This window comes from Rhizobium alarense (assembly GCF_021555155.1).
GTDB classification, from domain to species: Bacteria; Pseudomonadota; Alphaproteobacteria; order Rhizobiales; family Rhizobiaceae; genus Rhizobium_D; species Rhizobium_D alarense.
This window is the reverse complement of record NZ_JAKGBU010000034.1, coordinates 12357-35514: the sequence shown is the minus strand read 5'-3', so window position 1 is coordinate 35514 and position 23158 is coordinate 12357. Positions and strand designations below refer to the sequence as shown.

Genomic DNA, 23158 nt, shown 5'->3' with positions numbered 1-23158 from the left:
CACCGGACGGCTCTTCCATTCAGCCGAAAATCATCAGCGCGACGAGCCCGGCGGTTCCGATCAGGATCCGCCAGATCGCAAAGGGCGTGAAGCCGCGGCGTGAGACGAATTCGAGCAGGGATCGTACGACAAGCAGCGCGGCTACGAAGGCTGCGAGGAAGCCGGCGGCGATGACGCCGATATCGTTCCAGTCGAGAAGGCTGCGGTTCTTGTAGAGGTCGAGCGCGAAGGCCCCGACCATCGTCGGCATGGCGAGGAAGAACGAGAATTCCGCGGCGGAACGCTTGTCGGTGCCCATCAGCAGCGCACCGGCGATCGTCGCCCCCGAACGGGATGTGCCCGGGACCATCGCCAGGCACTGGAACAGGCCGATCTTCAGGCAGAGCGAAAGAGGATAGGTGCCGATATCGGTGTAGCGCGGCGTCAGTGGCATCCGGTCGATCGCATAGAGGATGACCCCGCCGACGATGAGCACGATGCAGATGAGCATCGGCGTCTCGAACAGCACCGTCTTGATGAAGTCGTGGGCGAGAGCGCCGATCACGGCCGCCGGCAGGAAGGCGATGAGCACGTTGAACACGAAACGCCGCGCCTCTGCGCTCGTCGGAAGGGAGAGCGCGATGCCGACAAGCTTCGTCGCATAGACCGACAGGATCGCCAGGATGGCGCCGAGCTGGATGAGAACGGCGAAGGTGTTTCCCGGCGACTTGAAGCCGAGAAAATGGCCGGCGAGAAGCAGATGCGCGGTGGAGGAAACGGGGATGAACTCGGTGAGGCCCTCGATGAGACCCAGCACGAGAGCGCTTACAATCGATTGATCGGCCATGAAAATTCCCTGATGCAATGGTGGAAGGACGGTGTCGCGGCCCGACACCGATTCGCTTGTGTTTGCGCGATCACCTTCCTATAGCTTCATGACCGGAGCGATGAACAGTCCAAACTCCCATGCCCGCGTGTCTGCACCGGGCCATCTCAAGTAGAACCGCAAAGCCTGAAATGCCGATACTTTACCATCATCCCATGTCTTCCGCGTCCCGCTTCGTCCGGCTGATCCTGACGGAATACGGCTATCAGACGGACTTTGCCGAAGAGCAGCCGTGGGAAAACCGCCGCGACTTCCTGGCACTCAATCCGGCGGGCACCTTGCCTGTCTACGTCGACGACAGCATGAGGGCGCTTTGCGGCGCAACCGTGATATCCGAATATCTCGACGAGACGCACGGCGTGCTCAAGCGCGACAAGCGGCTGCTCGCCGAAGACCCCTTCCAGCGGGCCGAAATCCGTCGCCTCGTCGAGTGGTTCCTGCTGAAGCTCGAGCAGGACGTGACCCGGCCGCTCGTGCGCGAGCGGATCTTCAAGCTGCAGATGACGGCCGAGCAGGGCGGCGGTGCACCGGACAGCAAGGTGCTGCGCAACGCCCGCGCCAACATCCGCCAGCACCTGAAGTATCTGTCCTGGCTTGCCGGTTCACGGACCTATCTCGCCGGAAACCGCCTGAGCTATGCCGATCTCGCGGCGGCCGCCTCGGTTTCCGTCCTCGACTATCTCGGGGAGATCGCCTGGGCGGACGCGCCGCAGGCCAAGGACTGGTACCAGCGGCTGAAGTCACGGCCGTCCTTCCGTCCGCTGCTTGCCGAGCGGGTGCGCGGCGTAACGCCGGTCTCGCACTACGCCGACCTGGACTTCTGAGGGTCGCCATGTCCTGCGGGAGGAACGAGCCGCGGGAAAGGGAACGCCGCCGCCGGCTGACGGATTTCCTGCGCGCGGAGGCCCTTGGCAAGGGCTTCGATCTTTGTCGCATCACCCGGCCGGATGCCATCCCGGAGGCGCCGCAGCGGCTCGCAGACTTTCTCGACGCCGGCTATCACGGCACGATGGACTGGCTTGCCGAAACCGAGGCCCGGCGTGCGGATCCGCGCACGCTCTGGAGCGAGGTGCGCGCCATCGCGCTCTTCGGCATGAATTACGGCCCGGAGCACGACCCGCGCACGGTCCTTGCGATGAGGGATCGCGCGGCGATCTCGGTCTATGCCCAGAACCGCGACTATCATGATCTGATCAAGGGGCGGCTCAAGGAGGTAGCGACCCGTTTCGCCGCCCGCGCCGGGGCGGACGTCAAGGTTTTCGTCGACACCGCACCCGTTATGGAGAAGCCGCTCGCGCAGAGCGCCGGTCTCGGCTGGCAGGGCAAGCACACCAACCTGGTCAGCCGCGACTACGGCTCCTGGCTCTTTCTCGGCAGCCTCTTCACGACGGCGGAACTGGATTGCGACGAGCCCGACAGCGACCACTGCGGCTCCTGCCGCGCCTGCCTCGACGCCTGCCCGACAGCCGCCTTCCCGGCGCCCTACAAGATCGACGCCCGCCGCTGCATCTCCTACCTCACGATCGAACACAAGGGCCCGATCGACCGCCCGCTGCGGCCGCTGATCGGCAACCGCATCTACGGCTGCGACGACTGTCTCGCGGCCTGTCCATGGAACAAATTCGCCGCTGCCGCCTCGGAAATGAAGCTCAAGGCGCGCGACGATCTGCGCGCGCCCGAGATCGCCTTCCTGCTGACGCTCGACGATGCGGCCTTCCGCAGTCTCTTTTCAGGGTCTCCCGTCAAGCGCATCGGCAGGGACCGGTTCGTCCGCAATGTCCTGATCGCGGCCGGCAACTCCGGCGACGTCACGCTCGTCGACCGTTGCCAAGCGCTTGCGCATGACCCTTCCCCCACGATACGGGGGATGGCAGTCTGGGCGCTCTCCCGTCTCATGCCCGTGGAGGCCTTCCGGCGCTTCGCGCGCGGGGCCCGCGACGAAGGCGATCAGACGGTGCTCGACGAATACCGACAGGCGGAAACGGAACTGGCATGAAACAGCTATTGATCCTGGGGGCGGGCTTTTCGGGGCGCGCCATCGCAAAGGCCTTCATGGACACGGGCGCGGCGGTCTATGGCACGACCCGCTCGGCCGAGAAGGCGGACCAGCTTGCCGGGCTCGGCATCACGCCGCTGCTTTACGACGGCGAGACCCTTTCCGCCGAGGTCGAGAAGGCGATGGCCGCTACCACCCACCTCGTCCAGTCGATTGCGCCCGGCGCCCTCGGCGATCCGATGTTCCGCGACGAGGCGCCGCGGCTCGAGACGCTGTTTCCGGCACTGCGATGGGCGGCCTATCTCTCGACCGTCGGCGTCTACGGCGACCACAAGGGAAACTGGGTCGACGAGACGGCTGAGCTTCACCCCGTTTCGTCCCGCTCGGTCGAACGGGTGGACGCGGAGAGGCGATGGCTCGACTGGGGTCGGGCGCAGGGTCTGCCCGTTGCCGTTCTGCGCCTTTCGGGTATCTACGGTCCGGGCCGCAACGCCTTCTGTAACATCGCTGCCGGCACGGCGCGACGACTCATCAAGGATGGCCAGGTCTTCAATCGCATCCGCGTCGAGGACATCGGATCGGCTGCCGTCTTTCTCGCCGAACGCAAGCTCGGCGGCATCTTCAACATCACCGATCACGAGCCCGGCCCCCCACAGGATGTGGTCGCCGAGGCTGCCGCGCTGATGGGTGCGGACATGCCGCCGGAAATCCCCTTTGAGATGGCGGAACTCTCTCCGATGGCCCGCTCCTTCTGGGGCGAGAACAAGCGCGTCTCCAACAGGAAGATCCGTGACCTCGGTTTCCGCTTCCGCTATCCGGACTATCGACAGTCGCTGGAACAGCTCTGGAAAAGCGGCATCTGGCGCGGCTGACCCCGCCGCACACCCGCGTTTCGCGACCTCCTTCGCAGAAAAGATGCAACTTTAACGAAAGCCTTCTTAAAATCAGGCCGGAAAACGCGCGGATTCTACGCTCGTCGTGATATAATTTTCCTCACAATTGGCCTGGCGACATCGAATTTTGCTCACTTTTCGCAAAACTGGCTTACCGGTTGATTCGAAAGAATTTTTCCGCGCCTCGACGCCGGCTCCCTCAGTCAATCCGTTCACGGAAACAGCATATGTTTGCGCGACCCACCAGATATGGTGATCGGTTGAGGCACTTTTTTGCCACTTTTCACCCCAATACGGCCCTTTGAAATCAAGAAAAACGACGTTCGACCACAAAGGGCCGATTGATCTATGTCATCGAAAATCTGTTCTGCGGCACTCGCTGCCGTTATTGCAATCGCCGGCGGAATTGCCATCGCTGACGATGCAAATGCTGCAGCGGACGGCTGCGGTCGTGCGTCCTGGTACGCCCTCACCTCGCGTACCGCCTCCGGCGAGCGCATGAACCCCACCCTCATGACCGCGGCGCATCGCAGCCTGCGCTTCGGCACGAAGGTGAGGGTGACGAATGCGCGCAACGGCAAGAGCGTCGTGGTCCGCATCAACGACCGCGGCCCGTTCATTCGCGGCCGCGTGCTCGATCTTTCCAGGGCAGCCGCCTCGCATATCGGTATGGTCCGCTCCGGCCATGCCAAGGTCTGCTACCAGATCGTCGGCTGACCAGCCGCAGGCATCTTGCTCTTGCCGGCCATCGCCGCTACCACGGCGCAAACGGAGTAAGAGTATGCGATTGGGTGGCCGGCTCAGTGGAGCGATCGAAGTTCTGGCGGATATCGAGGCACGCAGGCGTCCCGTCGCCGACGCGCTGAAGGACTGGGGTCTCTCCCACCGGTTCGCCGGGTCCGGCGATCGGGCGGCGATCGGCAACATCGTCTACGACGCGCTGCGCATGAAGCTGTCGCATGCCTTCCTGATGGACGACGACAGCGCCGCGGCGCTCGGATATGCCGTCATGCTGCGCCAGTGGGGCTTCAGCCCCGAAACGCTCGCCACGGAATTCGAGGGTGACCGCTTCGCCCCCGCACCGCCGCCGGCCGGGACGCTTGCCGCATTTGCGGCACGGGATCTTGCCGCGGCGCCCCTGCATGTACAAGGCGACATCCCGGAATGGGTGCAGCCCTCGTTCGAGCAGAATTTTTCCGACGACTGGCTTCAGGAGGCGCGCTCGCTTGCCGGACGGCCGACACTCGACCTTCGTGTCAACACGCTGAAGGCCAATCGCGACAAGGTTCTGAAGGCACTCGAGCGCGCCGGCGCGGAACCGACGAAGCTCTCGCGTTTCGGAATCCGCATTCCCGCCGGCGAAGGCGCCTCGCGGCTTCCGAACGTCACCGCCGAACTCTCCTTCCAGAAGGGCTGGTTCGAGGTGCAGGACGAAGGCTCGCAGGTCGTCGCCGATCTCGTCTTCGCGCAGGAGGGCGAACAGATTCTCGACTTCTGCGCGGGCGGCGGCGGCAAGACGCTTGCAATGGCGGCCGCGATGAACAACAAGGGCCAAGTGCACGCCTATGATACCGACCGCAAGCGGCTCGCCCCGATCATCGAACGGCTGAAGCGGGCGGGAACCCGCAACGTGCAGGTGCACGAGAGCATCGCCAGCCTCGCACCGCTCGCCGGCCGCTTCGACCGCGTCCTGGTGGATGCGCCTTGCACCGGCACCGGCACGTGGCGGCGGCGGCCCGATACCAAGTGGCGGCTCACGGAAAAGAACCTCGAGGAGCGCCTCGCGCAGCAGCAGCAGGCGCTCGCCAGTGCTGCCACCTTCGTGCGGCCCGGCGGCTATCTTGTCTACGTCACGTGCTCCGTCCTGCCGGAAGAAAACGAGAACCAGGTCTACGGCTTCTGCGACGACCATCCGGAATTCGAGATCCTGTCCGCCGCCGAGGTCTGGCAGGACCTTTTCGGCACCGACAAGCCGCAGCCATGGTCGGCGGACATGAAGACGGTCACGCTGACGCCCGCCTCGACCGATACGGACGGCTTCTTCTTCTGCGTGATGGGGCGGGCCGCTTAGGAAGGTCGCCCGGCAGCGGCGCGGTCGGCGGGTCGGGGTGTTTCGACGCGATCCGACCGAAATGCCCTGCGGGGCGGGCTGCTTCCTTCAAATCTTTCTAAACTATACTCTTTGACACCATTTTTAAATTGCGTCATGACAGTGGCGCCCGAGCGGCTGCCTCACGGCCGCCGCCCGAAGAAGCGTCCGGCGATACGTCCCCTGGAGAGGGCAGCCGGATCGGCAGGACCTGAACGGGACACCAGGAGACGCCATGAAAACCGCCCTTATTCGTACCGCAGCCGTCGCTTTGCTTGCGGCCGCCTCCAGCCTTTCGGTCTCGACCGCCCATGCGGCGGCCGACCCGGCCGCGATCGTGACGCACTATGCAGAGATCGCGCATGCGAAGTTTTCCGACTCGCTTGCCGCCGCGAAGGACCTCGGCGTCGCCATCGACGCGCTGATCGCCACCCCCACCGACGAGACGCTGAAGGCAGCGCGCGCAGCGTGGCTCAAGGCCCGCGTTCCCTACCAGCAGACGGAGGCCTATCGCTTCGGCAACGCCGCCGTGGACGACTGGGAAGGCAAGGTGAATGCCTGGCCGCTCGACGAGGGGCTGATCGACTATGTCGACCCGAGCTACGGTACGGAAAGCGACGAAAACGCGCTCTTCACCGCCAATGTCATCGCCAATCCGACCCTCAAGGTCGATGGCAAGGACGTGGATGCGACGGCGATCACGCCCGAGCTGATCGCCGGCTCCCTGCAGGAGGCTGGCGGCGTCGAGGCGAACGTCGCGACCGGCTATCACGCCATCGAGTTCCTGCTCTGGGGCCAGGACCTGAACGGAACCGGCGCCGGCGCCGGCAACCGCCCGGCCACCGACTTCGACACGAAGAATTGCACCAGCGGCAATTGCGACCGCCGCGCCGCCTATCTCAAGGCCGCTTCGTTGCTGCTCGTGACCGACCTCGAAGAGATGGTCGCCGCCTGGGCCCCGGAGGGCGATGCCGCGAAGACCGTCACGGCCGACCCGAAGGCCGGCCTCTCGGCGATGCTGACCGGCATGGGTTCGCTCTCCTACGGGGAGCTCGCCGGCGAGCGCATGAAGCTCGGCCTGCTGCTGCATGATCCAGAAGAGGAGCACGACTGCTTCTCCGACAACACGCACAATTCGCATCTCTACGACGCCGTCGGCATCCAGACGGTCTATACGGGCGAATACACGCGACCGGACGGCACCAAGCTTTCCGGCCCGTCGCTCTCCGAACTCGTCGCGGAGAAGGACAAGGCGCTCGACGACGAAATGAAGGCGAAGCTGGCCACGACCGTCGAGGCGATGCAGACAATGGCGAAGCGCGCCGAGACAACCGAGGCCTACGACCAGATGATCGGCGAAGGCAACGCGGAGGGCAATGCCGCGGTCCAGGCCGCGATCGACGGGCTCATCGATCAGACGAAGACGATCGAGCGCGTCATTTCGTCTCTCGATCTCGGCACGATCGAGCTTGAAGGATCCGACAGCCTGGATAATCCTAACGCCGTCTTCCAATAACAGACGAAGGCGGGCCGCCCGCATCCACGGGCGGCCCGATTTCCATGACGGGCATATCGACGTTCAGAGGGTTTGCCGCGGCCGCAGTTCTTTTGGCCGCAGCGGCCGTGTCGGTCGCTGGTGATCCCGTCGCGGGGGTGCATTCCGGCGAGCGAACCGACCTTTCCGGCAACGACCGCAGCCGCGTCCTCTCCGTCATCGCACCGACGCGCGACTTTACCAAGGCCGAGCCGTACGAGGCGATGTCGGGCGGCGGCGCAACGTCGATCGCCGCAACCAATGCCGACAGTTTCTCGCATTTTTCCGCCAATCTGACCTTCAAGGAAGAGGAGACGTTCAAGCTCGGGAACGCGCTGTTCCGGAAGCTCTGGGTCTCCTCCCCCTCCTCCACGCAGGCCTCGGACGGACTTGGGCCGCTCTTCAACGCGCGCGCCTGCCAGAGCTGCCATCTGAAGGACGGCCGGGGCCATCCGCCGGAAGGAGCGCGCGACGCGACGTCCATGTTCCTGCGGCTCGCCCGTCCGCCGGCAGACGACGCGGAGAGAGCCCGCCTCGCCGCCTTCGAGATCGCCAGCCTGCCGGACCCGGTCTATGGCGGACAATTGCAGGATCTGGCGGTGCCGGGCCTCGCCGCCGAAGGGCGCATGGCCATCGCTTACACCGAGGAAAGCCGTACCCTCGCGGGCGGGGACGTCGTGTCGCTGCGGCGCCCGGCCTATTCGGTGGCGGATCTCGCCTACGGCGATCTCGATCCGACGACCACGCTGTCGCCGCGCGTCACCCAGCCGATGATCGGCCTCGGCCTGATCCAGGCGATTCACGAGGCGGATATTCTGGCCCTGGCCGACCCGGCGGACACGAACGGCGACGGGATCAGCGGCCGACCGGGCACGGCCCGCGACCCCGCGACAGGCAGGCTCGCGCTCGCCCGCTTCGGCTGGAAGGCACAGAACGTGACCGTGCGGCAGCAGAGCGCAGAGGCGTTTGCCGGCGACATCGGCATCTCCACGCCGGAGGCAGACCGCAGCCATGGCGACTGCACGGATCGGCAGCAGGCCTGTCTCGCCTTGCCCGTGGGCGTCCAGCCGCGGCTCGGCGACACGGAAGCGCCGGAGCCGGTTCTTGATCTCGTGACCTTCTACGCCGAAAACTTGGCGGTTCCGGCCCGCCGCAAGGCGAGCTTCCCCGAAACGCTCGCCGGCAAGAAACTGTTCTACGAGGCGGGATGCGCCGCCTGCCACACGCCGAAATTCGTCACCCGGCGCGATGCCGGCAACAGGGCGCATGCCTTCCAGCTCATCTGGCCCTATTCCGACTTCCTGCTGCATGACATGGGGGACGGGCTCGCGGACGGCCAGCAGGTGGGGGCCGCGTCCGGCAAGGAGTGGCGGACGCCGCCGCTCTGGGGGATCGGGCTCACCAAGACGGTGAGCGGGCATACGTTCTTCCTGCATGACGGCCGGGCCCGCGACCTGACCGAGGCCATCCTTTGGCACGGCGGCGAAGCCGAGACCGCCCGAGACCGATTCGCCGCCATGGAAAAAGCCGACCGCGACGCCCTCGTCGCCTTTCTGGAGTCTCTCTGATGCGCCCCTTCCCCGCCATCGCCGTCCTTGCCGGCGCCCTCGGCTTCGCCGCACCCGCGGCCGCCCTGAACCAGGCCGCCATCCCGAAGGTCCTGGAGCGCGCCGTCGACGGCTTCATCCGGCCCGGCTACCGCGACCTGAAGACGGCGACCGCCGGCCTCGGCAATGCGATGCAGGCTCTTTGCGTGACGCCATCGGATGCGACCCTCGAAGCCGCGCGAAACGGCTTCGACGCGGTCGTCGCGCGCTGGTCGCATATCGAGATCGTCCGCGTCGGACCCGCGCTCGAGGCGAACCGGTTCGAGCGTTTCCTGTTTTACCCGGACAGGAAAGGAACGGGACTGAAGCAGGTGCAGGCCCTGCTCGCCAAGCCGGATGAAAGCGCCACCGTCGCCGCGAACCTCAAGGGAAAAAGTGTCGCCATGCAGGGATTGGGCGCGCTGGAGTTCGTGCTGTTCGGCACCGGCTCCGAGACGCTCGTGCAGGATGCCGCCGGCTTCCGCTGCCGCTACGGCGCGGCCGTCGCGGGCAATCTCGACGTCGTGGCCGGCGAACTCTCCGCCGCCTGGGAGCAGCCGGACGGCGTCCAATCCGCGTGGAAGCATCCCGGCCCCGACAATCCGGTCTACCGCGACGACGGCGAAGCCGTTGCCGGCCTGCTCGGCATTCTGGTGCACGGGGTCGAAGCGGTGAAGGACCAGCGGCTGCGTGCCTTCTATCCCGGCCCGGGCGAACGCACCCGGCCGAAATCGGCGATCTACTGGCGCTCGGCCAACACGTTCCCGAGCATTGCCGGCAATGTGGAAGGCATCCGCGACCTGTGGCAGGCTGCCGGCATGGCCGAGCTTCTCGACGAGGACGCTCGCTCGCTCGCCGGCTCGATCGAGTTCCTCGAACGATCGATCATTCGCATGGCCCGCTCGATCGACAGTCCTGTGGAGCAGTTCGTCGATACGCCGGATGGCCAGGCGAAACTCGACTATCTCGTGCTCAACACGAACGACCTGCTTGAGCGGCTCAACCGGGACTACGGCGGCGCCGTCGGCCTCGGCGCCGGCTTCTCCTTTGCCGACGGGGATTGACGATGGCTGCGCAGGCAATCGCGCGCTCTGCGCCGCTCGACCGCCGCCGCTTCCTGAAGATGGCCGGCGCCGCGTGGGCGGCGGGGCTCGCGCCGGGCGGTGCCTTTGCGCTCGACCGCACCGACGCCGTCTTCGCCTCCGGTTTCATGGACGCGGACGGCTCTTTCGGACTGGCGACACTCGCCGAGGACGGCAGGATCATCGACCGGGTCGGGCTGCCCGCCCGCAGCCACGGCATGGCGTATTCGGCGGAAACCGGCCACACCGTCGCCTTCGCGCGCCGTCCCGGCACCTTCGCCCTGATCTTCGACACCCGCGGGCGAACGGCGCCGCAGGTCATCCATTGCGGCGAAGACCGCCACTTCTTCGGCCATGGCTGTTTCTCGCCGGACGGGCGCCTGCTCTATGCCAGCGAAAACGACTTCGACGCCAACCGCGGCACGGTCGGCATCTACGCCGCGGCGGACGGCTATCAACGGATCGGCGAATTCGACACCCATGGCATCGGCACGCACGACATGACCGTGTCGCCGGATGGCAGCATGCTCGTTGTCGCAAATGGCGGCATCGAAACGCATCCGGACTTCGGCCGCACCAAACTCAATCTCGACCGCATGGAGCCCTCGCTCACGCTGATCGACGCGGCGACCGGTACGCTCATCGAGAAACACGGAATGCCCCATGCTCTACGCCAGCTGTCCACGCGCCATGTCGACATGGACGCCAGCGGGCGCATCTGGTTCGCCTGCCAGTACGAGGGTCCGCGCAACGACATGCCGCCGCTGGCCGGCAGCTTCGCCAGGGGAGAGCCGATCCGCTTCCTCGACCTTCCCGAGACCGCGACACGGGCGCTCGCCAACTATGTGGGGGCGATCGCGGTCAACAGGCCGGCCGGCCTGGTCGGCCTCGTCTCGCCGAAGGGCGGCGTCAGCCTCAGCGTCGAAATTGCGACCGGGAGGATCGTCCGCCGGCATATCGTCCGCGACGCTGCCGGCATAGCACCGGCAAAGGACGATTTCGCGGTCACCTCCTATGCCGGCCGTTTCGGCGACCGGACGGAGCCGGTCGCCTTCGACCAGCACCTTCTTCGGCTCGGCCGATGACAGGCCGCCGGCGTCACCGGGCGCCCGCGTCGTCGGTCAGCAGCATCTCGACATCATGCCAAGCATAGGCGATCTGCTCATAGGTCACACCACCGAGCCGGATCGGGCCGATTTCGACCGGCCGCGCGCCGAGCCTTTCGTAAAAGCCGCGATTCGGATTGGTCGACAGCACCCAGGCGAAGAGCGAGGCCTGGCCGCTGGCCATCACGCGGCATGCGGCCGCCTTCACCAGGCGCGAACCGATGCCGATGCCCTGATAGGGCGGCCGGACATAGAGCGCATAGATTTCCGCGGCCTTCGCGCCGGAACCGCCGCGCGCCGGCCCGAAATTGACGAAGCCGACAATCTCTCCCGTCAACCGGTCGACGGCAACGCAATGGCGGACGTCGGGCGTACGCCGCCGCCCGAGATGGCGGACCGCCTGATCGGCCGGCGACATGGCGTCGAGAAAATCATCCGCCAGCAAACCGCGAAAGGCGAATTGCCACGTCTCCACGAGGATGCGACCGATGTCGAAGACATCGGCTGTCCTGCCGTTCCTGATCTCGACGAAATTTCCGTCCATATACCCTATGTAGGAACGCGGGGCGCCCGGAAAAGACCGCGCAGGCCCGCTGGAAAAGCGGTCCGCCGGCGCCAGGTCGGGCGGCATGCCGCGACAACCGCCGGCCTACATTCTCTTTCTGCCTGCCGTTGCCGGCAGCGGCCTTGTCATCGGCTCCGTCATCGCGACCTCGCGTCGCGACCGGCTGGCGGCGGCCCCCTTCCTGCCCTGTTGCGCATGAGCCGCCCTTGCGGCCGTGCTGAACCGTGTGGTCGTCGCGCTCGATTGAAGGCCCGCCCACTCTTGCGATGCAGCATACGGCGTGCGAGGGTTGTCTTAGACGGCCGTCCACCGCGCCGTTCCGCATAGCGATCGGGCTCCGCATGACAGACCTTCCACCAGCCGATTTTCACGGCCGCATTACCGCAAGCTTCGCCCGCCAGGCCGCGATGCGGCTCATCGGCGCCGAACTCTGCCGGGTGGAGCACGGGACGGTGGAGATCGAACTGCCGTTCGACGAGAAACTGACGCAGCAGCACGGGTTCCTGCATGCGGGCGTGATTTCCGCGGCGCTCGATTCGGCCTGCGGCTATGCCGCCTATACGGTGATCGACCCGGACGCCTCGATCCTCACCATCGAGTTCAAGGTCAACCTGATGTCGCCGGGTCGCGGTGAGCGATTCCTGTTCCGCGGCGAGGTGACGAAGCCCGGCACGACGATCATCGTCGCCGACGGACGCGGCTACGCGCTGTCGGACGGCCCCGCCAAACTCATCGCGTCGATGACCGGGACGATGATGGTCGTCCGCGGCAGACAGGGTATTGCCGGATGACTTTCGAACTGAAGACGGTTGCCGGCCGCAGGCTGCTCTACATCATGGCGGTGGATGCGGAATATGGCGTGCACCTACGGGAGCGGATCTCGCCGCTGATGACCGGCGTCGGCCCGGTCGAGGCTGCGGTCCAGGCGACGAGGGCATTTGCCCATCTGGACGCGCGGGACAGCCTGCCGCATCTCGTCATCTCGCTTGGTTCGGCCGGCTCGGCGACACTCGAACAGACGGAGGTCTACCAGGCGGTTTCCGTCTCCTACCGCGACATGGATGCCTCGCCGTTCGGATTCGAAAAAGGCGTGACGCCGTTTCTCGATCTGCCGGTCTCGATTCCGCTCCCCGTCGTCATCCCGGGCGTCGCAACGGCACGGCTCTCCACCGGGGCGAACATCGTCTCGGGGCCTGCCTATCAGTCGATCGACGCGGACATGGTGGAGATGGAGACCTTTGCCATCCTGCGCGCCTGCCAGGCGTTCGGTCTTCCGCTCGTCGGGTTGCGCGGCATTTCCGACGGCAAGGCGGAGCTGCGGCATGTCGGCGACTGGACGGAATACCTGCATGTGATCGACGAGAGGCTTGCGGCCGCCGTCGACCGGCTTGAGGAAGCGGTCGCCAACGGGGCGATCGCACTCTGAGGCGCTGGAAATCCGCGCCGATCCCCGTTGCGCACCGGGCCATTTTTCTCTAAAGGCTCGCCATGACCCAGACAGCCCATCCCGACAGCGTCCTCATCATCGATTTCGGCAGCCAGGTGACCCAGCTCATCGGGCGGCGCGTGCGCGAAGCCGGCGTCTATTGCGAGATCATCCCCTTCCAGTCGGCGGAAGAAGCCTTCCACCGCATGAAACCGAAAGCGATCATCTTCTCCGGCGGACCGGCCTCGGTTCTCGACCAGGGCAGCCCCCGCGCACCGCAGGTCGCCTTCGATTCCGGCCTGCCGATCCTCGCCATCTGCTACGGGCAGCAGACCCTCGCAACCCAGCTCGGCGGCAGGGTGGAAGGCGGCCACGCCCGCGAATTCGGCCGGGCCGATGTCGAAATCCTGAAGGCGAGCCCGCTGTTCGACGGCTTCTGGGAGGTCGGCAACCGGTATCCGGTCTGGATGAGCCACGGCGACCGCGTCACCGTGGCGCCGGAGGGCTTCGAGATCATCGGCATCTCGGAAAACGCCCCCTTCGCGATCTGCGTCAACGAGGCGAGGCGCTACTACACGACGATGTTCCATCCCGAAGTGGTGCACACGCCGGACGGCGCGAAGCTGCTCTCCAACTTCGTGCACAAGATCGCCGGCATCAAGGGCGACTGGTCGATGTCGGCCTACCGCGCCCGCGCCGTGGAAGCCATCCGCGAGCAGGTCGGCGACAGGCGCGTCATCTGTGCCCTGTCGGGCGGCGTCGATTCGTCGGTCGCAGCCCTCCTCATCCACGAGGCGGTCGGCGCGCAGCTCACCTGCATCCTCGTCGACCACGGCCTGATGCGCAAGAACGAGGCGGCGGATGTCGTTGCCATGTTCCGCGAGCACTACAACCTGCACCTCATCCATGTCGATGCGGTCGATCGCTTCGTCGGCGAGCTGGAGGGCGTCTCCGACCCGGAAACCAAGCGCAAGATCATCGGCCGCCTGTTCATCGAGGTGTTCGAAGACGAGGCGAAGAAGCTCGGCGGCGCCGACTTCCTCGCCCAGGGCACGCTCTATCCGGATGTCATCGAGAGCGTTTCCTTCACCGGCGGTCCTTCGGTCACCATCAAATCGCATCACAATGTCGGCGGCCTGCCCGAGCGCATGAACATGAAGCTCGTGGAACCCTTGCGCGAACTGTTCAAGGACGAGGTGCGCGTGCTCGGTCGCGAACTCGGCCTGCCCGAAAGCTTCATCGGCCGCCATCCCTTCCCGGGACCGGGCCTCGCCATCCGCTGCCCCGGCGGCATCACCCGCGACAAGCTCGATATCCTGCGCGAGGCCGACGCCATCTATCTCGACGAGATCCGCAAGGCCGGGCTCTACGACAAGATCTGGCAGGCCTTCGCCGTGCTGCTGCCCGTCCAGACCGTCGGCGTCATGGGCGACGGCCGCACCTACGAATTCGTCTGCGCCCTGCGCGCCGTCACCTCCGTCGACGGCATGACAGCGGACTTCTATCCCTACGACATGAACTTCCTCGGCCGCGCCGCGACCCGCATCATCAATGAGGTCCGCGGCATCAACCGCGTCGTCTACGACGTGACCAGCAAGCCGCCGGGCACGATCGAGTGGGAATGAGGGGAACGGGAGCGCGCGCCTGACATCGCCTGGGCGCCACTGCGAGAACAGAAGGGGCCGGACTTGTGTCCGGCCCCTTGTTTCGTCGGATGGTTCGCCTCGTCAGGCGCGCAAGATGCCGCCCGTCGTTTTCACCACATTGCCGACGATCTTTGCCGTCAGCGCCTCGAAGTCTTCGTCGGTCAGCGTCTTGTCGGTGGGCTGGATGACGACCTCGATAGCGACCGACTTCTTGCCCTCACCGAGCGAGGCGCCCTCGAAGACGTCGAAAACGCTGACGGCGTTGATCAGCTTGCGGTCGGCACCCGTCGCGGCACGCACGATGGCGCCGGCGTCCACCGTCTTGTCGACGACGAAGGCGAAGTCGCGCCGGACGGCCTGGAAGGGCGAGAGGTCGAGCGCCGGCTTGGTGCGCGTCGCCTTCTTCTTCGGCTCCGGCATGGCATCGACATAGATCTCGAAGCCGCAAAGCGCACCGGAGACGTCGAGGGCGCCGAGCGCCTTCGGATGGAATTCGCCGAAAGTGCCAAGCACGATCTTCGGACCCATCTTGATCGTGCCGGAGCGGCCCGGATGGTACCAGCCGGGTGCGCCGGGCTCGATCTGGACATTGCCCATCGGCAGGCCGCAGGCCTCGATCACCGCAAGCGCATCGGCCTTGGCGTCATAGACGTCGACCGGCTTGCCGCCGCCCTTCGCCACATTCGACCAGAGGCGGCCGGATCCGCTGAGCGACGCCGTGCCGCGGCGGATACCGCCGGCAACACGGCGCTGGCCTTCCGGCCGGTCGCTCTCGTAGGTGCCGGAGACCTCGAAGATCGCGACGTCGCCATAACCCTTGTCGGCATTGCGCTGCGCGGCCGAAAGCAGGCCCGGCAGCAGCGAGGGCCGCATGTCGGACATGTCCGATGCGATCGGGTTCGACAGCGAAAGCGACGGCGCACCACCGCCGAAGAACTCGGCATGGGCCTTGGGGATGAAGGACCAGGTGACGGCCTCCATCATGCCGCGGGCTGCCAGCGCCCGCTTGGCGAGCCGCGAGCGGATCTGCAGCGTCGTGAGAATCCGGCCGTTGACCGCGCCATGGCTTTCGAGCGGCGCCGGGCGAATGTTGTCGACGCCGTGGATGCGCATGACCTCCTCGACGAGGTCCGCCTTTCCGTCCACATCCGGACGCCAGGAGGGAACCGCGACGGAGACGCGCTCGCCGGAGCCCGAAACCGTGAAGCCGAGGCGGGTGAGGATGTCCACGCTCTCTTCGGACGAAACCTCGAGGCCGGTCAGGCGCTTGACCTCCGAGAAGGGGAAGTCGACGACCTTGGCGTCATAACCCTTGTAGCCGACGACGTCGGTCTTCGCCGCCGTGCCGCCGCAGAGCTCCAGCACCAGTTCGGTGGCGCGCTCGAGGCCGGGCACCATGTATTCCGGATCGACGCCGCGCTCGAAGCGGTAGCGCGCATCGGTGATGATGCCGTGCGCGCGGCCGGTCCTGGCGATGTTCATCGGGTCCCAGAGCGCCGATTCGATCAGCACGTCGGTGGTCTCCGCGTCGCAGCCGGAATGCTCGCCGCCCATGATGCCGCCGATCGATTCGACGCCGTTGTCGTCGGCGATGACGACATTCGAGGGGTTGAGCGTATATTCGCGCGTGTCGAGCGCCAGAACCGTCTCGCCTTCCGCCGCGCGGCGCACGACGAGATTGCCCTTGACCTTCGCCGCGTCGAAGACGTGCAGCGGGCGCCCCTGCTCGAAGGTCATGTAGTTGGTGATGTCGACGAGCGCATTGATCGGGCGAAGGCCGATGGCGATCAGCCGCTGCTGCATCCAGCGCGGACTCGGGCCGTTCTTCACGCCGCGCACGAGGCGGAGCGCGAAGCCGGGGCAGAGATGGTCGTCGCCGCCGAGATCGAGTCTCACCTTGACCGGCGTTTCGCCTTCGACCGGGAAGGACGGCGGCTTCGCCGCCTTCAGCGTGCCGAGTCCGGAGGCGGCGAGATCGCGGGCAATACCAAAAATGCTCGTGCAGTCAGGGCGGTTCGGCGTCAGGTTGATCTCGATGACCGGATCGTCGAGGCCGGCATAGGCGGCATAGCTTGTCCCGACCGGCGCGTCCTCGGGCAGGTCGATGATGCCATCATGGTTGTCGGAGATTTCCAGTTCCTTCTCCGAGCACATCATGCCGCGGCTCTCGACGCCGCGGATGGTGCCCACCGAAAGCGTGACGTCGATGCCCGGAACGTGGGTGCCGGGGGCCGCGAAGGCACCGACGAGACCCGTGCGGGCATTCGGCGCGCCACAGACGACCTGGACCGGATCGCCCCTGCCGGTATCGACCATCAGGACGCGCAGCTTGTCGGCATTCGGATGCTGCTCGGCGGAGACGACCCTGGCGATGACGAAGGGCCTGAAGGCCGCCTTGTCGTCGACGTCCTCCACCTCGAGGCCGATCGCCGTCAGGCGCGCGCAGATGGCGTCGAGCGTGGCATCGGTCTCGAGGTGATCCTTGAGCCAGGAGAGGGTGAATTTCATCGGTTTTCTCCTTCGGGTCTCGGCACGGTGGTGGTTTCCCTGCGTGGCAGACCGTCATCGATATGTAGGTAAGGCAACTTTTCCCGCGTGTAGCCGTGAACCGTGGGCACATAGTCCTCCGGCCGGTCCATGGCGCCGAGCATCAGGAAAATCTGACCGTCAAGGCGCGCATCGGCATAGGAGATCGGCGAGCCGCAGGTGGCGCAGAAACGGCGCTCGACAGGCGCCTCGCCATAGGCGGCACCTTTTGCGCCGTGAAACGTCAAGTCGGCGGCCCTGAAACCGACGAAGGCGGATAGCGGCGCACCGCTTGCGCGACGGCAGTCGCCGCAGTGGCAGTAACTGATGTGGACCGGCGCGCCCGCGACCTCGAAACGAATCGCGCCGCAACGGCATCCGCCTGTGTGTTGGGACATGGTTGTTATGCTGCCTTCCCGGGTGCGCGCGCTCCGGGAGCCTTCCGGCCGAGGAACATGCTCTTCACCGAAATCCCCTCATCGACCCGCGACCACCAGATGCCCTCATACATGAGCTCGATTTCGTTGAGCCCGTTCGCATCGAGACCATGCAAGAACGGATACCACCAGAGCGGAGTGGAAATCGTGCGTCCATCCGCAAGCGTCACATGCACTTCTTCTTCCGTGCACCATGCCTTCACCGGACGCATTTCCTCGGTTTCAAACTCCAAAGAAGTCATTCCACGCCTCGATCCATTCGTTTCGGTGTTGAGCGATGACCGTCAGCAGCCGTTCGATTTCCCGATCATTGTATCCAATACGCCGCGCAACGGCCACCGGCTCCAGCCAAACCTTCAACGACTTGCCGTCCTTGACGACATGAACGTGGGGTGGCTCCCCCCGATCCAGGGCATAGAACCGAAACTTGTGGCCGTGCCAGATCAGGAGTGTTGGCATGATCCTACGCGCTCAAACCCCCGAACAGCGTCGGCATGTCGAGCGGGCGGAAGCCGTAGTGGCTGAGCCAGCGGACGTCGGCGTTGAAGAAGTCGCGCAGATCCGGCATGCCGTATTTCAGCATGGCGATGCGGTCGAGACCCATGCCCCAGGCAAAGCCCTGGTATTCGTCGGGGTCGAGACCGCCGGCGCGCAGCACGTTCGGGTGCACCATGCCGCAGCCCAAAATTTCCATCCAGTCGGTACCCTCGCCGAACTTGACGATCGGGCCGGACGAGCGGTCGCACTGGATGTCGACCTCGAAAGACGGTTCGGTGAAGGGGAAGAAGGACGGGCGGAAGCGCATCGTGACGCTGTCGACCTCGAAGAAGGCCTTGCAGAACTCCTCCAGCACCCAGCGCATGTTGGCGACATTCGCGGTCCTGTCGACCACGAGGCCTTCGACCTGGTGGAACATCGGCGAATGGGTGGCGTCCGAGTCCTGGCGATAGGTCTTGCCGGGGATGATGATGCGGATCGGCGGCGCACCGGCCTCCATCGTGCGGACCTGCACCGGTGACGTGTGCGTGCGCAACACCTTGCGCTCGCCGTTTTCGTCCGGAGGGAAGAAGAACGTGTCGTGCATCTCGCGGGCCGGATGGCCCTCGGGGAAGTTCAGCGCCGTGAAGTTATAGTAGTCCGTCTCGATGTCCGGACCTTCGGCGATCGAGAAGCCCATGTCGGCGAAGATCGCGGTGATCTCGTCGACGATCTGGCTGATCGGATGGATGCGGCCGCGCTCGGCGGGCGAGGAGCGGACCGGCAGGCTGACGTCCACCGTCTCCGCTTTCAGCCGCGCCTCGATTGCCGCATCGCGGAGCTCCGTCTTGCGGGAGGCGATCGCCTCGGTCACCTCGGTCTTCAGCGCATTGATCGCCGCGCCGCGGGTCTGGCGGTCCTCGGGCGTCATCGTGCCGAGCGTCTTCAGGAGTTCGGAAATCGAGCCCTTCTTGCCGAGCGCGCCGACGCGAACGGCTTCAATGGCCGCCTCGTCCGCGGCGGCGTTGATTTCCAAGAACAGGGTTTCTTTCAGTTCGACGAGATCGGACATCGGGTGAAAATCCATTGGCGGGTCAAAGAAAAACCCGCGCCGGCCCTGCCAGCGCGGGTTTCCCAATTCTAGAGGCGAAAAAACCTGGGAAGCGCTGGCTTAACGGACCGCGCTTTCAAACTCGTTCTCGGTACCGGCGTCCTTGAGGTAGGCCAGCGCCTTCTTGGCGGCTTCGACGAGAGCGCCGAAGGCAGCCGTCTCATGGATCGCCATGTCGGACAGAACCTTGCGGTCGACTTCGATGCCGGCCTTGTTGAGACCGTCTATGAAGCGGCCATAGGTCAGGCCATGCTCGCGGACGGCGGCGTTGATGCGCTGGATCCAAAGCGCGCGGAAATTGCGCTTCTTCACGCGGCGGTCGCGCGTTGCATACTGCATCGAGCGATCGACGGCGGCCTTGGCGGCGCGGATGGTGTTCTTGCGGCGGCCGTAGAAACCCTTGGCGGCCTTCAGTGTCTTCTTGTGCTTGGCGTGGGCGGTTACGCCGCGTTTTACACGTGCCATGTCATGATCTCCTTATGATCCAAATCGCCAGACGTCTCAGAGACCGTTCGGCAGGTAGTTCTTGACCACCTTCTTGCCATCGGGCTCGGCCAGAACCATGGTTCCGCGCGCGTCGCGAATGAACTTGTTGGACCGCTTGATCATGCCGTGGCGCTTGCCTGCAGCGGCTGCGCGCACCTTGCCGGTCGCGGTGATCTTGAACCGCTTCTTGGCAGACGACTTCGTCTTCATCTTGGGCATTTTGCTACTCCGTTTTCTTGATTGCGGGATCGGAAGACGTGCCGATCCCCAGCGTAAAGAACGGCCACGGCATGCCCTGCCGGACCGTTCGGACGGGGGCTTGTAACCGAAGTCCCCGAAAAGCGCAACCGGATTCATGAAACGGCGGCCGCTGGCCGGCCATATAAAAGAAGCTGCCCGACGGGCAGCTTCAAATCCGTTTTCTGAAAATGGCGTCTTTTCCGGCGCTCGCAGTCGTCGACTCAGGACTTGGGCCGCAAAGTATTGGTTTCACCGATCTTTGAGCCAAGCCACAACACCAGTCTAAGCGAGGTTTGGTCTTCGGCAGTCACAGGGCTTCAGCCCTTGCCGGTATCCTGCTTGCCCTTGTCGCCGGGCTTGTGGCCGACGTCGCGCTTGTCGGCAAAGGCCTTGCCCGAATGGCCGTCATCGAACGCGACGAAAGATACGAAAGGCGTTGCGATCAGATATGCGATTCCAAGGCACGCGACTGTCAGTATTCTGGAGATTCTCGGCATTGCCAGCTCCTTCCCTCTGTTGGCGCTTGTTTCGCCACCGTGGCGTTTCCCGCTCCGCCTGCCGCGCCCCTCGCCCGCCGCAGGTTTTTTGCCGCGGCTCAATATTCTACTTTATTCTAATTTAGGCAACTATATTTTTCCGCTGCCTCCGCCTTTACAATTCAAAGTGCTTCGCATCACAGATAAAGACGACGCCGACGCGCCAACGAAAAAGCCGCCCCTCTTGGGGGCGGCTGCTCCGACGCTGCCATGCAGGGCCGCCAATCACTTTGGAGCCAGGACCATCATCATCTGGCGGCCCTCGAGCTTCGGCTCGGCCTCCACCTTGGCCACCTCGAGCGTGTCTTCCTTGACCTGCAGCAGAAGCTTCATGCCGAGTTCCTGGTGCGCCATCTCGCGGCCGCGGAACTTCAGCGTCACCTTGACCTTGTCGCCATCCTCGAAGAAACGGTTCATCGCCTTCATCTTCACCTCGTAGTCGTGGGTGTCGATGTTGGGGCGCATCTTGATCTCTTTGATCTCGACGATCTTCTGCTTCTTGCGCGCTTCTGCTGCCTTTTTCTGGTTGAGGTATTTCAACTTGCCCAGATCAAGGATCTTGCACACCGGCGGATCGGAGTTCGGAGATATTTCCACGAGATCAAGGCCGGCGTCCTCCGCCATTTTGAGGGCCTGGTCCGTGGGAACGATGCCATGGTTGGTACCGTCGGCATCGATAAGCTGAATCCGGGGAATCCGGATTTCCTTGTTTGAACGCGGTCCGTCCTTGACCGGGGCGTCCGCTTTATAGGGTCTGCGAATGGTCGTATTCTCCTCGACTGTTTCGGATAGAAGTCTGAAATGCCTGCATGGCGTTTCCGCCTCGCCGCGCCACCTTCGTAGCCTGTGGCGGCAATGTCGGTATCGCCTTGGCGAAGTCAATAGCACGTCATATTGAAAAAATCACCCTCTGGCGGGCAAGTCGCATTAAGGAGGCAGGACAAACACAGCGGGTCGCGACCAAAGGCCGCCGACCGGGAACGTTTCGGGAATGAGGGGCATGGAAACAGAGGCAGGCACACGCAACGTGACGGTCGGAGAGGATGCGGGCGCGCGGGACATCGCTCTTCGGCTGACGCCCCCCAGGACCGGCAACGACCTTCCCCATTTCGTCTGGCTCGGCGGCTACCGGTCCGACATGACGGGGACGAAGGCCGTCGAACTGGCGCGGCTTGCGGAGCGGCTCGGCACCGGTTGCATCCGCTTCGACTATTCGGGGCATGGCGCCTCGGGCGGCGCCTTCGCCGACGGAACGATTTCGCGCTGGCTCGAGGAGGCGCTTTTCGTCATCGACCACGCCCGCGGCGCGCTTGCGACCCGCGCGATGATTCTCGTCGGCTCGTCGATGGGCGGCTGGATCGCGCTGCGCGCCGTCGCCGAATTGCGCGCAAGAGGCCTCGCCGATCATCTGCGCGGCCTGGTGCTGATCGCACCCGCGCCCGACTTCACCTCCGAACTGATCGAACCGAACCTGACGGCGGCGGAACGCACTTCTCTCGCCGAGCGCGGCTTCTTCGAGGAGCCGACGCCCTACGGACCGGACCCGAACATCTATACGCTGAAGCTCATCGAGGACGGCCGCGCGAACCGCGTTCTGGACGGCACAATCGATACCGGCTGCCCGGTCCACATCCTGCAGGGCATGCTCGATCCCGACGTGCCCTATCAGCATGCGATGACGCTGATGGAGCACCTTGTCGGCGATGACGTGGTCATGACGCTCGTGCGCGACGGCGATCACCGTCTGTCCCGTCCGGAGGACATCGAACGGATGCTGTCCGTGATCGAGACGCTTGCAACGTCGAAAATACCCTGATTCCGGACGTTGCGGCGCTGACGCAACAGCTCTTAACCATAATCTCGTCTCGCCAATTATGATGATTGACGAAGGCGCCCCGAAAAATTTAACGTTTTGTTAAGAATTCAGGGGACGTTTCATGGCGCGAATGATTGGTGCTCGAGCTGCTATGACGGCAGTTGCCGCTTGGCTTGTGACGTCCACCATCGCTTTTCCGGCACCGCTGTCGATGCAGACAGGCGCCGTCACGTCCCAGCCGATCGGCCACTACGAGTTCTGCAAGACCAATCGCAGCGAGTGCGGCCCGACGACGCGCCGGGTTGCGCCCGCACACCTGACCGGGGCCGGCTGGAACGCCGTGCGCGACATCAATATTTCCGTGAACCGCGCCATCACGCCGATGACCGACAAGGATCTCGTCGGCCAGGACGAGCTCTGGGCCTATCCGGACGGGGCGGGCGACTGCGAGGACTTCGTTCTTCTCAAGCGCAAGAAGCTGATGGAACGCGGCTTCTCCGCCGCCGACCTGCTCATTACCGTCGTGCGCAAGCCGGATGGCGAAGGCCACGCGGTCCTGACGGTTCGTACGTCCGAGGGCGATTTCATCCTCGACAATCTCGAGAACGATGTGAAGCTCTGGTCGGACACGCCCTATCGCTACCTGAAGCGTCAGGCCTCCTTCCACGCCGGCCGCTGGGTCTCGATCGAGAACGGCGATACGATGATGGTTTCGGCCGTCGGCAAATAGCGGCCGGCATC

Annotated in this window: 26 protein-coding genes; 15 read left to right on the top strand and 11 right to left on the bottom strand. The window is 64.9% G+C overall.

The annotated features are described in order from the left end of the window. Positions 1 to 19: 19 nt before the first annotated feature. Entirely contained in the window at positions 20 to 826 is an 807-nt protein-coding gene (locus LXM94_RS12520) for an undecaprenyl-diphosphate phosphatase (RefSeq protein ID WP_235771732.1), read from the bottom strand. A gap of 170 nt (positions 827 to 996) precedes the next feature. Here LXM94_RS12520 and LXM94_RS12515 point away from each other — a divergent pair, with 170 nt between their 5' ends. From LXM94_RS12515 to LXM94_RS12475, 9 genes are all read left to right on the top strand, one after another. Then, a complete protein-coding gene (locus LXM94_RS12515; RefSeq protein WP_235771730.1) occupies positions 997 to 1689 on the top strand; it encodes a glutathione S-transferase family protein in 693 nt (230 codons plus the stop codon). 8 nt (positions 1690 to 1697) lie between these two features. Then, on the top strand, positions 1698 to 2861 hold the full coding sequence (gene queG / locus LXM94_RS12510; protein ID WP_235771728.1) for a tRNA epoxyqueuosine(34) reductase QueG: 1164 nt from the start codon (positions 1698 to 1700) through the stop codon (positions 2859 to 2861). Next, positions 2858 to 3733, top strand: coding sequence for an SDR family oxidoreductase (locus LXM94_RS12505; RefSeq protein ID WP_235771726.1), 876 nt, complete (start codon positions 2858 to 2860; stop codon positions 3731 to 3733). The genes queG and LXM94_RS12505 overlap by 4 nt, the downstream gene beginning before the upstream one ends. Before the next feature lie 369 nt (positions 3734 to 4102). Beyond that, positions 4103 to 4471: a septal ring lytic transglycosylase RlpA family protein gene (locus LXM94_RS12500; RefSeq protein ID WP_235771724.1), complete on the top strand. Its 369-nt coding sequence runs from the start codon at positions 4103 to 4105 to the stop codon at positions 4469 to 4471. 64 nt (positions 4472 to 4535) lie between these two features. Next, on the top strand, positions 4536 to 5825 hold the full coding sequence (locus tag LXM94_RS12495) for an RsmB/NOP family class I SAM-dependent RNA methyltransferase (protein WP_235771723.1): 1290 nt from the start codon (positions 4536 to 4538) through the stop codon (positions 5823 to 5825). 253 nt (positions 5826 to 6078) lie between these two features. Further along, positions 6079 to 7359: an imelysin family protein gene (locus LXM94_RS12490; RefSeq protein WP_235771721.1), complete on the top strand. Its 1281-nt coding sequence runs from the start codon at positions 6079 to 6081 to the stop codon at positions 7357 to 7359. Between the two features lie 44 nt (positions 7360 to 7403). Next, positions 7404 to 8945 carry a di-heme oxidoreductase family protein gene (locus tag LXM94_RS12485; RefSeq protein WP_235771720.1) on the top strand — a complete coding sequence of 514 codons (1542 nt, stop codon included), beginning with the start codon at positions 7404 to 7406 and terminating at the stop codon, positions 8943 to 8945. Beyond that, positions 8942 to 10027, top strand: coding sequence for an imelysin family protein (locus tag LXM94_RS12480; RefSeq protein ID WP_408015635.1), 1086 nt, complete (start codon positions 8942 to 8944; stop codon positions 10025 to 10027). Before LXM94_RS12485 ends, LXM94_RS12480 begins: the two co-directional genes overlap by 4 nt. 17 nt (positions 10028 to 10044) lie before the next feature. Next, a complete protein-coding gene (locus LXM94_RS12475) occupies positions 10045 to 11130 on the top strand; it encodes a DUF1513 domain-containing protein (protein ID WP_408015634.1) in 1086 nt (361 codons plus the stop codon). 13 nt (positions 11131 to 11143) lie between these two features. Here LXM94_RS12475 and LXM94_RS12470 read toward each other — a convergent pair whose 3' ends face one another. Beyond that, the gene (locus tag LXM94_RS12470) at positions 11144 to 11695 is read right to left on the bottom strand and encodes a GNAT family N-acetyltransferase (protein ID WP_235771717.1); all 552 of its coding nucleotides are present in this window, start codon (positions 11693 to 11695) and stop codon (positions 11144 to 11146) included. Between the two features lie 85 nt (positions 11696 to 11780). Here LXM94_RS12470 and LXM94_RS26055 point away from each other — a divergent pair, with 85 nt between their 5' ends. The 4 genes from LXM94_RS26055 (at position 11781) to guaA (ending at position 14767) form a co-directional block, all read left to right on the top strand. Continuing rightward, on the top strand, positions 11781 to 11915 hold the full coding sequence (locus tag LXM94_RS26055) for a hypothetical protein (protein ID WP_268965105.1): 135 nt from the start codon (positions 11781 to 11783) through the stop codon (positions 11913 to 11915). Positions 11916 to 12057: 142 nt separating this feature from the next. Further along, positions 12058 to 12507: a PaaI family thioesterase gene (locus LXM94_RS12465; RefSeq protein WP_235771716.1), complete on the top strand. Its 450-nt coding sequence runs from the start codon at positions 12058 to 12060 to the stop codon at positions 12505 to 12507. Further along, positions 12504 to 13142, top strand: coding sequence for a 5'-methylthioadenosine/S-adenosylhomocysteine nucleosidase (locus LXM94_RS12460; RefSeq protein WP_235771715.1), 639 nt, complete (start codon positions 12504 to 12506; stop codon positions 13140 to 13142). Before LXM94_RS12465 ends, LXM94_RS12460 begins: the two co-directional genes overlap by 4 nt. Positions 13143 to 13204: 62 nt before the next feature. Beyond that, positions 13205 to 14767: a glutamine-hydrolyzing GMP synthase gene (gene guaA, locus LXM94_RS12455; RefSeq protein ID WP_235771714.1), complete on the top strand. Its 1563-nt coding sequence runs from the start codon at positions 13205 to 13207 to the stop codon at positions 14765 to 14767. Between the two features lie 102 nt (positions 14768 to 14869). Here the strand turns inward: guaA and pheT are convergent, their stop codons facing one another. The 9 genes from pheT to infC form a co-directional block, all read right to left on the bottom strand. Then, positions 14870 to 17296, bottom strand: a complete 2427-nt coding sequence (gene pheT, locus LXM94_RS12450) for a phenylalanine--tRNA ligase subunit beta (protein ID WP_235771713.1) — start codon at positions 17294 to 17296, stop codon at positions 14870 to 14872. Then, positions 17293 to 17712, bottom strand: a complete 420-nt coding sequence (locus LXM94_RS12445; protein ID WP_235771711.1) for a GFA family protein — start codon at positions 17710 to 17712, stop codon at positions 17293 to 17295. The genes pheT and LXM94_RS12445 overlap by 4 nt, the downstream gene beginning before the upstream one ends. A 5-nt stretch (positions 17713 to 17717) precedes the next feature. Continuing rightward, positions 17718 to 17993: a DUF2442 domain-containing protein gene (locus tag LXM94_RS12440; protein WP_235771709.1), complete on the bottom strand. Its 276-nt coding sequence runs from the start codon at positions 17991 to 17993 to the stop codon at positions 17718 to 17720. Further along, positions 17974 to 18210: a DUF4160 domain-containing protein gene (locus LXM94_RS12435; protein ID WP_235771707.1), complete on the bottom strand. Its 237-nt coding sequence runs from the start codon at positions 18208 to 18210 to the stop codon at positions 17974 to 17976. The genes LXM94_RS12440 and LXM94_RS12435 overlap by 20 nt, the downstream gene beginning before the upstream one ends. Positions 18211 to 18214: 4 nt before the next feature. Further along, positions 18215 to 19300 carry a phenylalanine--tRNA ligase subunit alpha gene (gene pheS / locus LXM94_RS12430; RefSeq protein ID WP_235771705.1) on the bottom strand — a complete coding sequence of 362 codons (1086 nt, stop codon included), beginning with the start codon at positions 19298 to 19300 and terminating at the stop codon, positions 18215 to 18217. Between the two features lie 99 nt (positions 19301 to 19399). Continuing rightward, entirely contained in the window at positions 19400 to 19804 is a 405-nt protein-coding gene (rplT, locus tag LXM94_RS12425) for a 50S ribosomal protein L20 (protein ID WP_235771704.1), read from the bottom strand. Between the two features lie 36 nt (positions 19805 to 19840). Next, the gene (rpmI, locus tag LXM94_RS12420; protein ID WP_004435490.1) at positions 19841 to 20044 is read right to left on the bottom strand and encodes a 50S ribosomal protein L35; all 204 of its coding nucleotides are present in this window, start codon (positions 20042 to 20044) and stop codon (positions 19841 to 19843) included. A gap of 338 nt (positions 20045 to 20382) precedes the next feature. Continuing rightward, positions 20383 to 20664, bottom strand: coding sequence for a hypothetical protein (locus LXM94_RS12415; protein WP_235771703.1), 282 nt, complete (start codon positions 20662 to 20664; stop codon positions 20383 to 20385). A gap of 162 nt (positions 20665 to 20826) precedes the next feature. Beyond that, positions 20827 to 21363: a translation initiation factor IF-3 gene (infC, locus tag LXM94_RS12410; protein WP_235771757.1), complete on the bottom strand. Its 537-nt coding sequence runs from the start codon at positions 21361 to 21363 to the stop codon at positions 20827 to 20829. Between the two features lie 229 nt (positions 21364 to 21592). On the opposite strand from infC, the gene LXM94_RS12405 reads away from it, so the two are divergent. Both LXM94_RS12405 and LXM94_RS12400 read left to right on the top strand, forming a co-directional pair. Further along, positions 21593 to 22417, top strand: a complete 825-nt coding sequence (locus LXM94_RS12405) for an alpha/beta hydrolase (RefSeq protein ID WP_408015632.1) — start codon at positions 21593 to 21595, stop codon at positions 22415 to 22417. Positions 22418 to 22538: 121 nt separating this feature from the next. Next, positions 22539 to 23147: a transglutaminase-like cysteine peptidase gene (locus tag LXM94_RS12400; protein WP_235771700.1), complete on the top strand. Its 609-nt coding sequence runs from the start codon at positions 22539 to 22541 to the stop codon at positions 23145 to 23147. Positions 23148 to 23158: the final 11 nt, after the last annotated feature.

Coding starts and splice junctions, on each gene's coding strand:
- pheT (WP_235771713.1), bottom strand. CDS start 17,296: ATGAAATTCACCCTCTCCTGGCTCAAGGATCACCTCGAGACCGATGCC.
- LXM94_RS12460 (WP_235771715.1), top strand. CDS start 12,504: ATGACTTTCGAACTGAAGACGGTTGCCGGCCGCAGGCTGCTCTACATC.
- LXM94_RS12500 (WP_235771724.1), top strand. CDS start 4,103: ATGTCATCGAAAATCTGTTCTGCGGCACTCGCTGCCGTTATTGCAATC.
- LXM94_RS12520 (WP_235771732.1), bottom strand. CDS start 826: ATGGCCGATCAATCGATTGTAAGCGCTCTCGTGCTGGGTCTCATCGAG.
- LXM94_RS26055 (WP_268965105.1), top strand. CDS start 11,781: ATGCCGCGACAACCGCCGGCCTACATTCTCTTTCTGCCTGCCGTTGCC.
- LXM94_RS12515 (WP_235771730.1), top strand. CDS start 997: ATGCCGATACTTTACCATCATCCCATGTCTTCCGCGTCCCGCTTCGTC.
- LXM94_RS12485 (WP_235771720.1), top strand. CDS start 7,404: ATGACGGGCATATCGACGTTCAGAGGGTTTGCCGCGGCCGCAGTTCTT.
- queG (WP_235771728.1), top strand. CDS start 1,698: ATGTCCTGCGGGAGGAACGAGCCGCGGGAAAGGGAACGCCGCCGCCGG.
- LXM94_RS12400 (WP_235771700.1), top strand. CDS start 22,539: ATGGCGCGAATGATTGGTGCTCGAGCTGCTATGACGGCAGTTGCCGCT.
- guaA (WP_235771714.1), top strand. CDS start 13,205: ATGACCCAGACAGCCCATCCCGACAGCGTCCTCATCATCGATTTCGGC.
- rpmI (WP_004435490.1), bottom strand. CDS start 20,044: ATGCCCAAGATGAAGACGAAGTCGTCTGCCAAGAAGCGGTTCAAGATC.
- LXM94_RS12490 (WP_235771721.1), top strand. CDS start 6,079: ATGAAAACCGCCCTTATTCGTACCGCAGCCGTCGCTTTGCTTGCGGCC.
- LXM94_RS12435 (WP_235771707.1), bottom strand. CDS start 18,210: ATGCCAACACTCCTGATCTGGCACGGCCACAAGTTTCGGTTCTATGCC.
- LXM94_RS12445 (WP_235771711.1), bottom strand. CDS start 17,712: ATGTCCCAACACACAGGCGGATGCCGTTGCGGCGCGATTCGTTTCGAG.
- pheS (WP_235771705.1), bottom strand. CDS start 19,300: ATGTCCGATCTCGTCGAACTGAAAGAAACCCTGTTCTTGGAAATCAAC.
- LXM94_RS12505 (WP_235771726.1), top strand. CDS start 2,858: ATGAAACAGCTATTGATCCTGGGGGCGGGCTTTTCGGGGCGCGCCATC.
- LXM94_RS12405 (WP_408015632.1), top strand. CDS start 21,593: ATGAGGGGCATGGAAACAGAGGCAGGCACACGCAACGTGACGGTCGGA.
- LXM94_RS12440 (WP_235771709.1), bottom strand. CDS start 17,993: ATGACTTCTTTGGAGTTTGAAACCGAGGAAATGCGTCCGGTGAAGGCA.
- LXM94_RS12495 (WP_235771723.1), top strand. CDS start 4,536: ATGCGATTGGGTGGCCGGCTCAGTGGAGCGATCGAAGTTCTGGCGGAT.
- LXM94_RS12470 (WP_235771717.1), bottom strand. CDS start 11,695: ATGGACGGAAATTTCGTCGAGATCAGGAACGGCAGGACAGCCGATGTC.
- rplT (WP_235771704.1), bottom strand. CDS start 19,804: ATGGCACGTGTAAAACGCGGCGTAACCGCCCACGCCAAGCACAAGAAG.
- LXM94_RS12465 (WP_235771716.1), top strand. CDS start 12,058: ATGACAGACCTTCCACCAGCCGATTTTCACGGCCGCATTACCGCAAGC.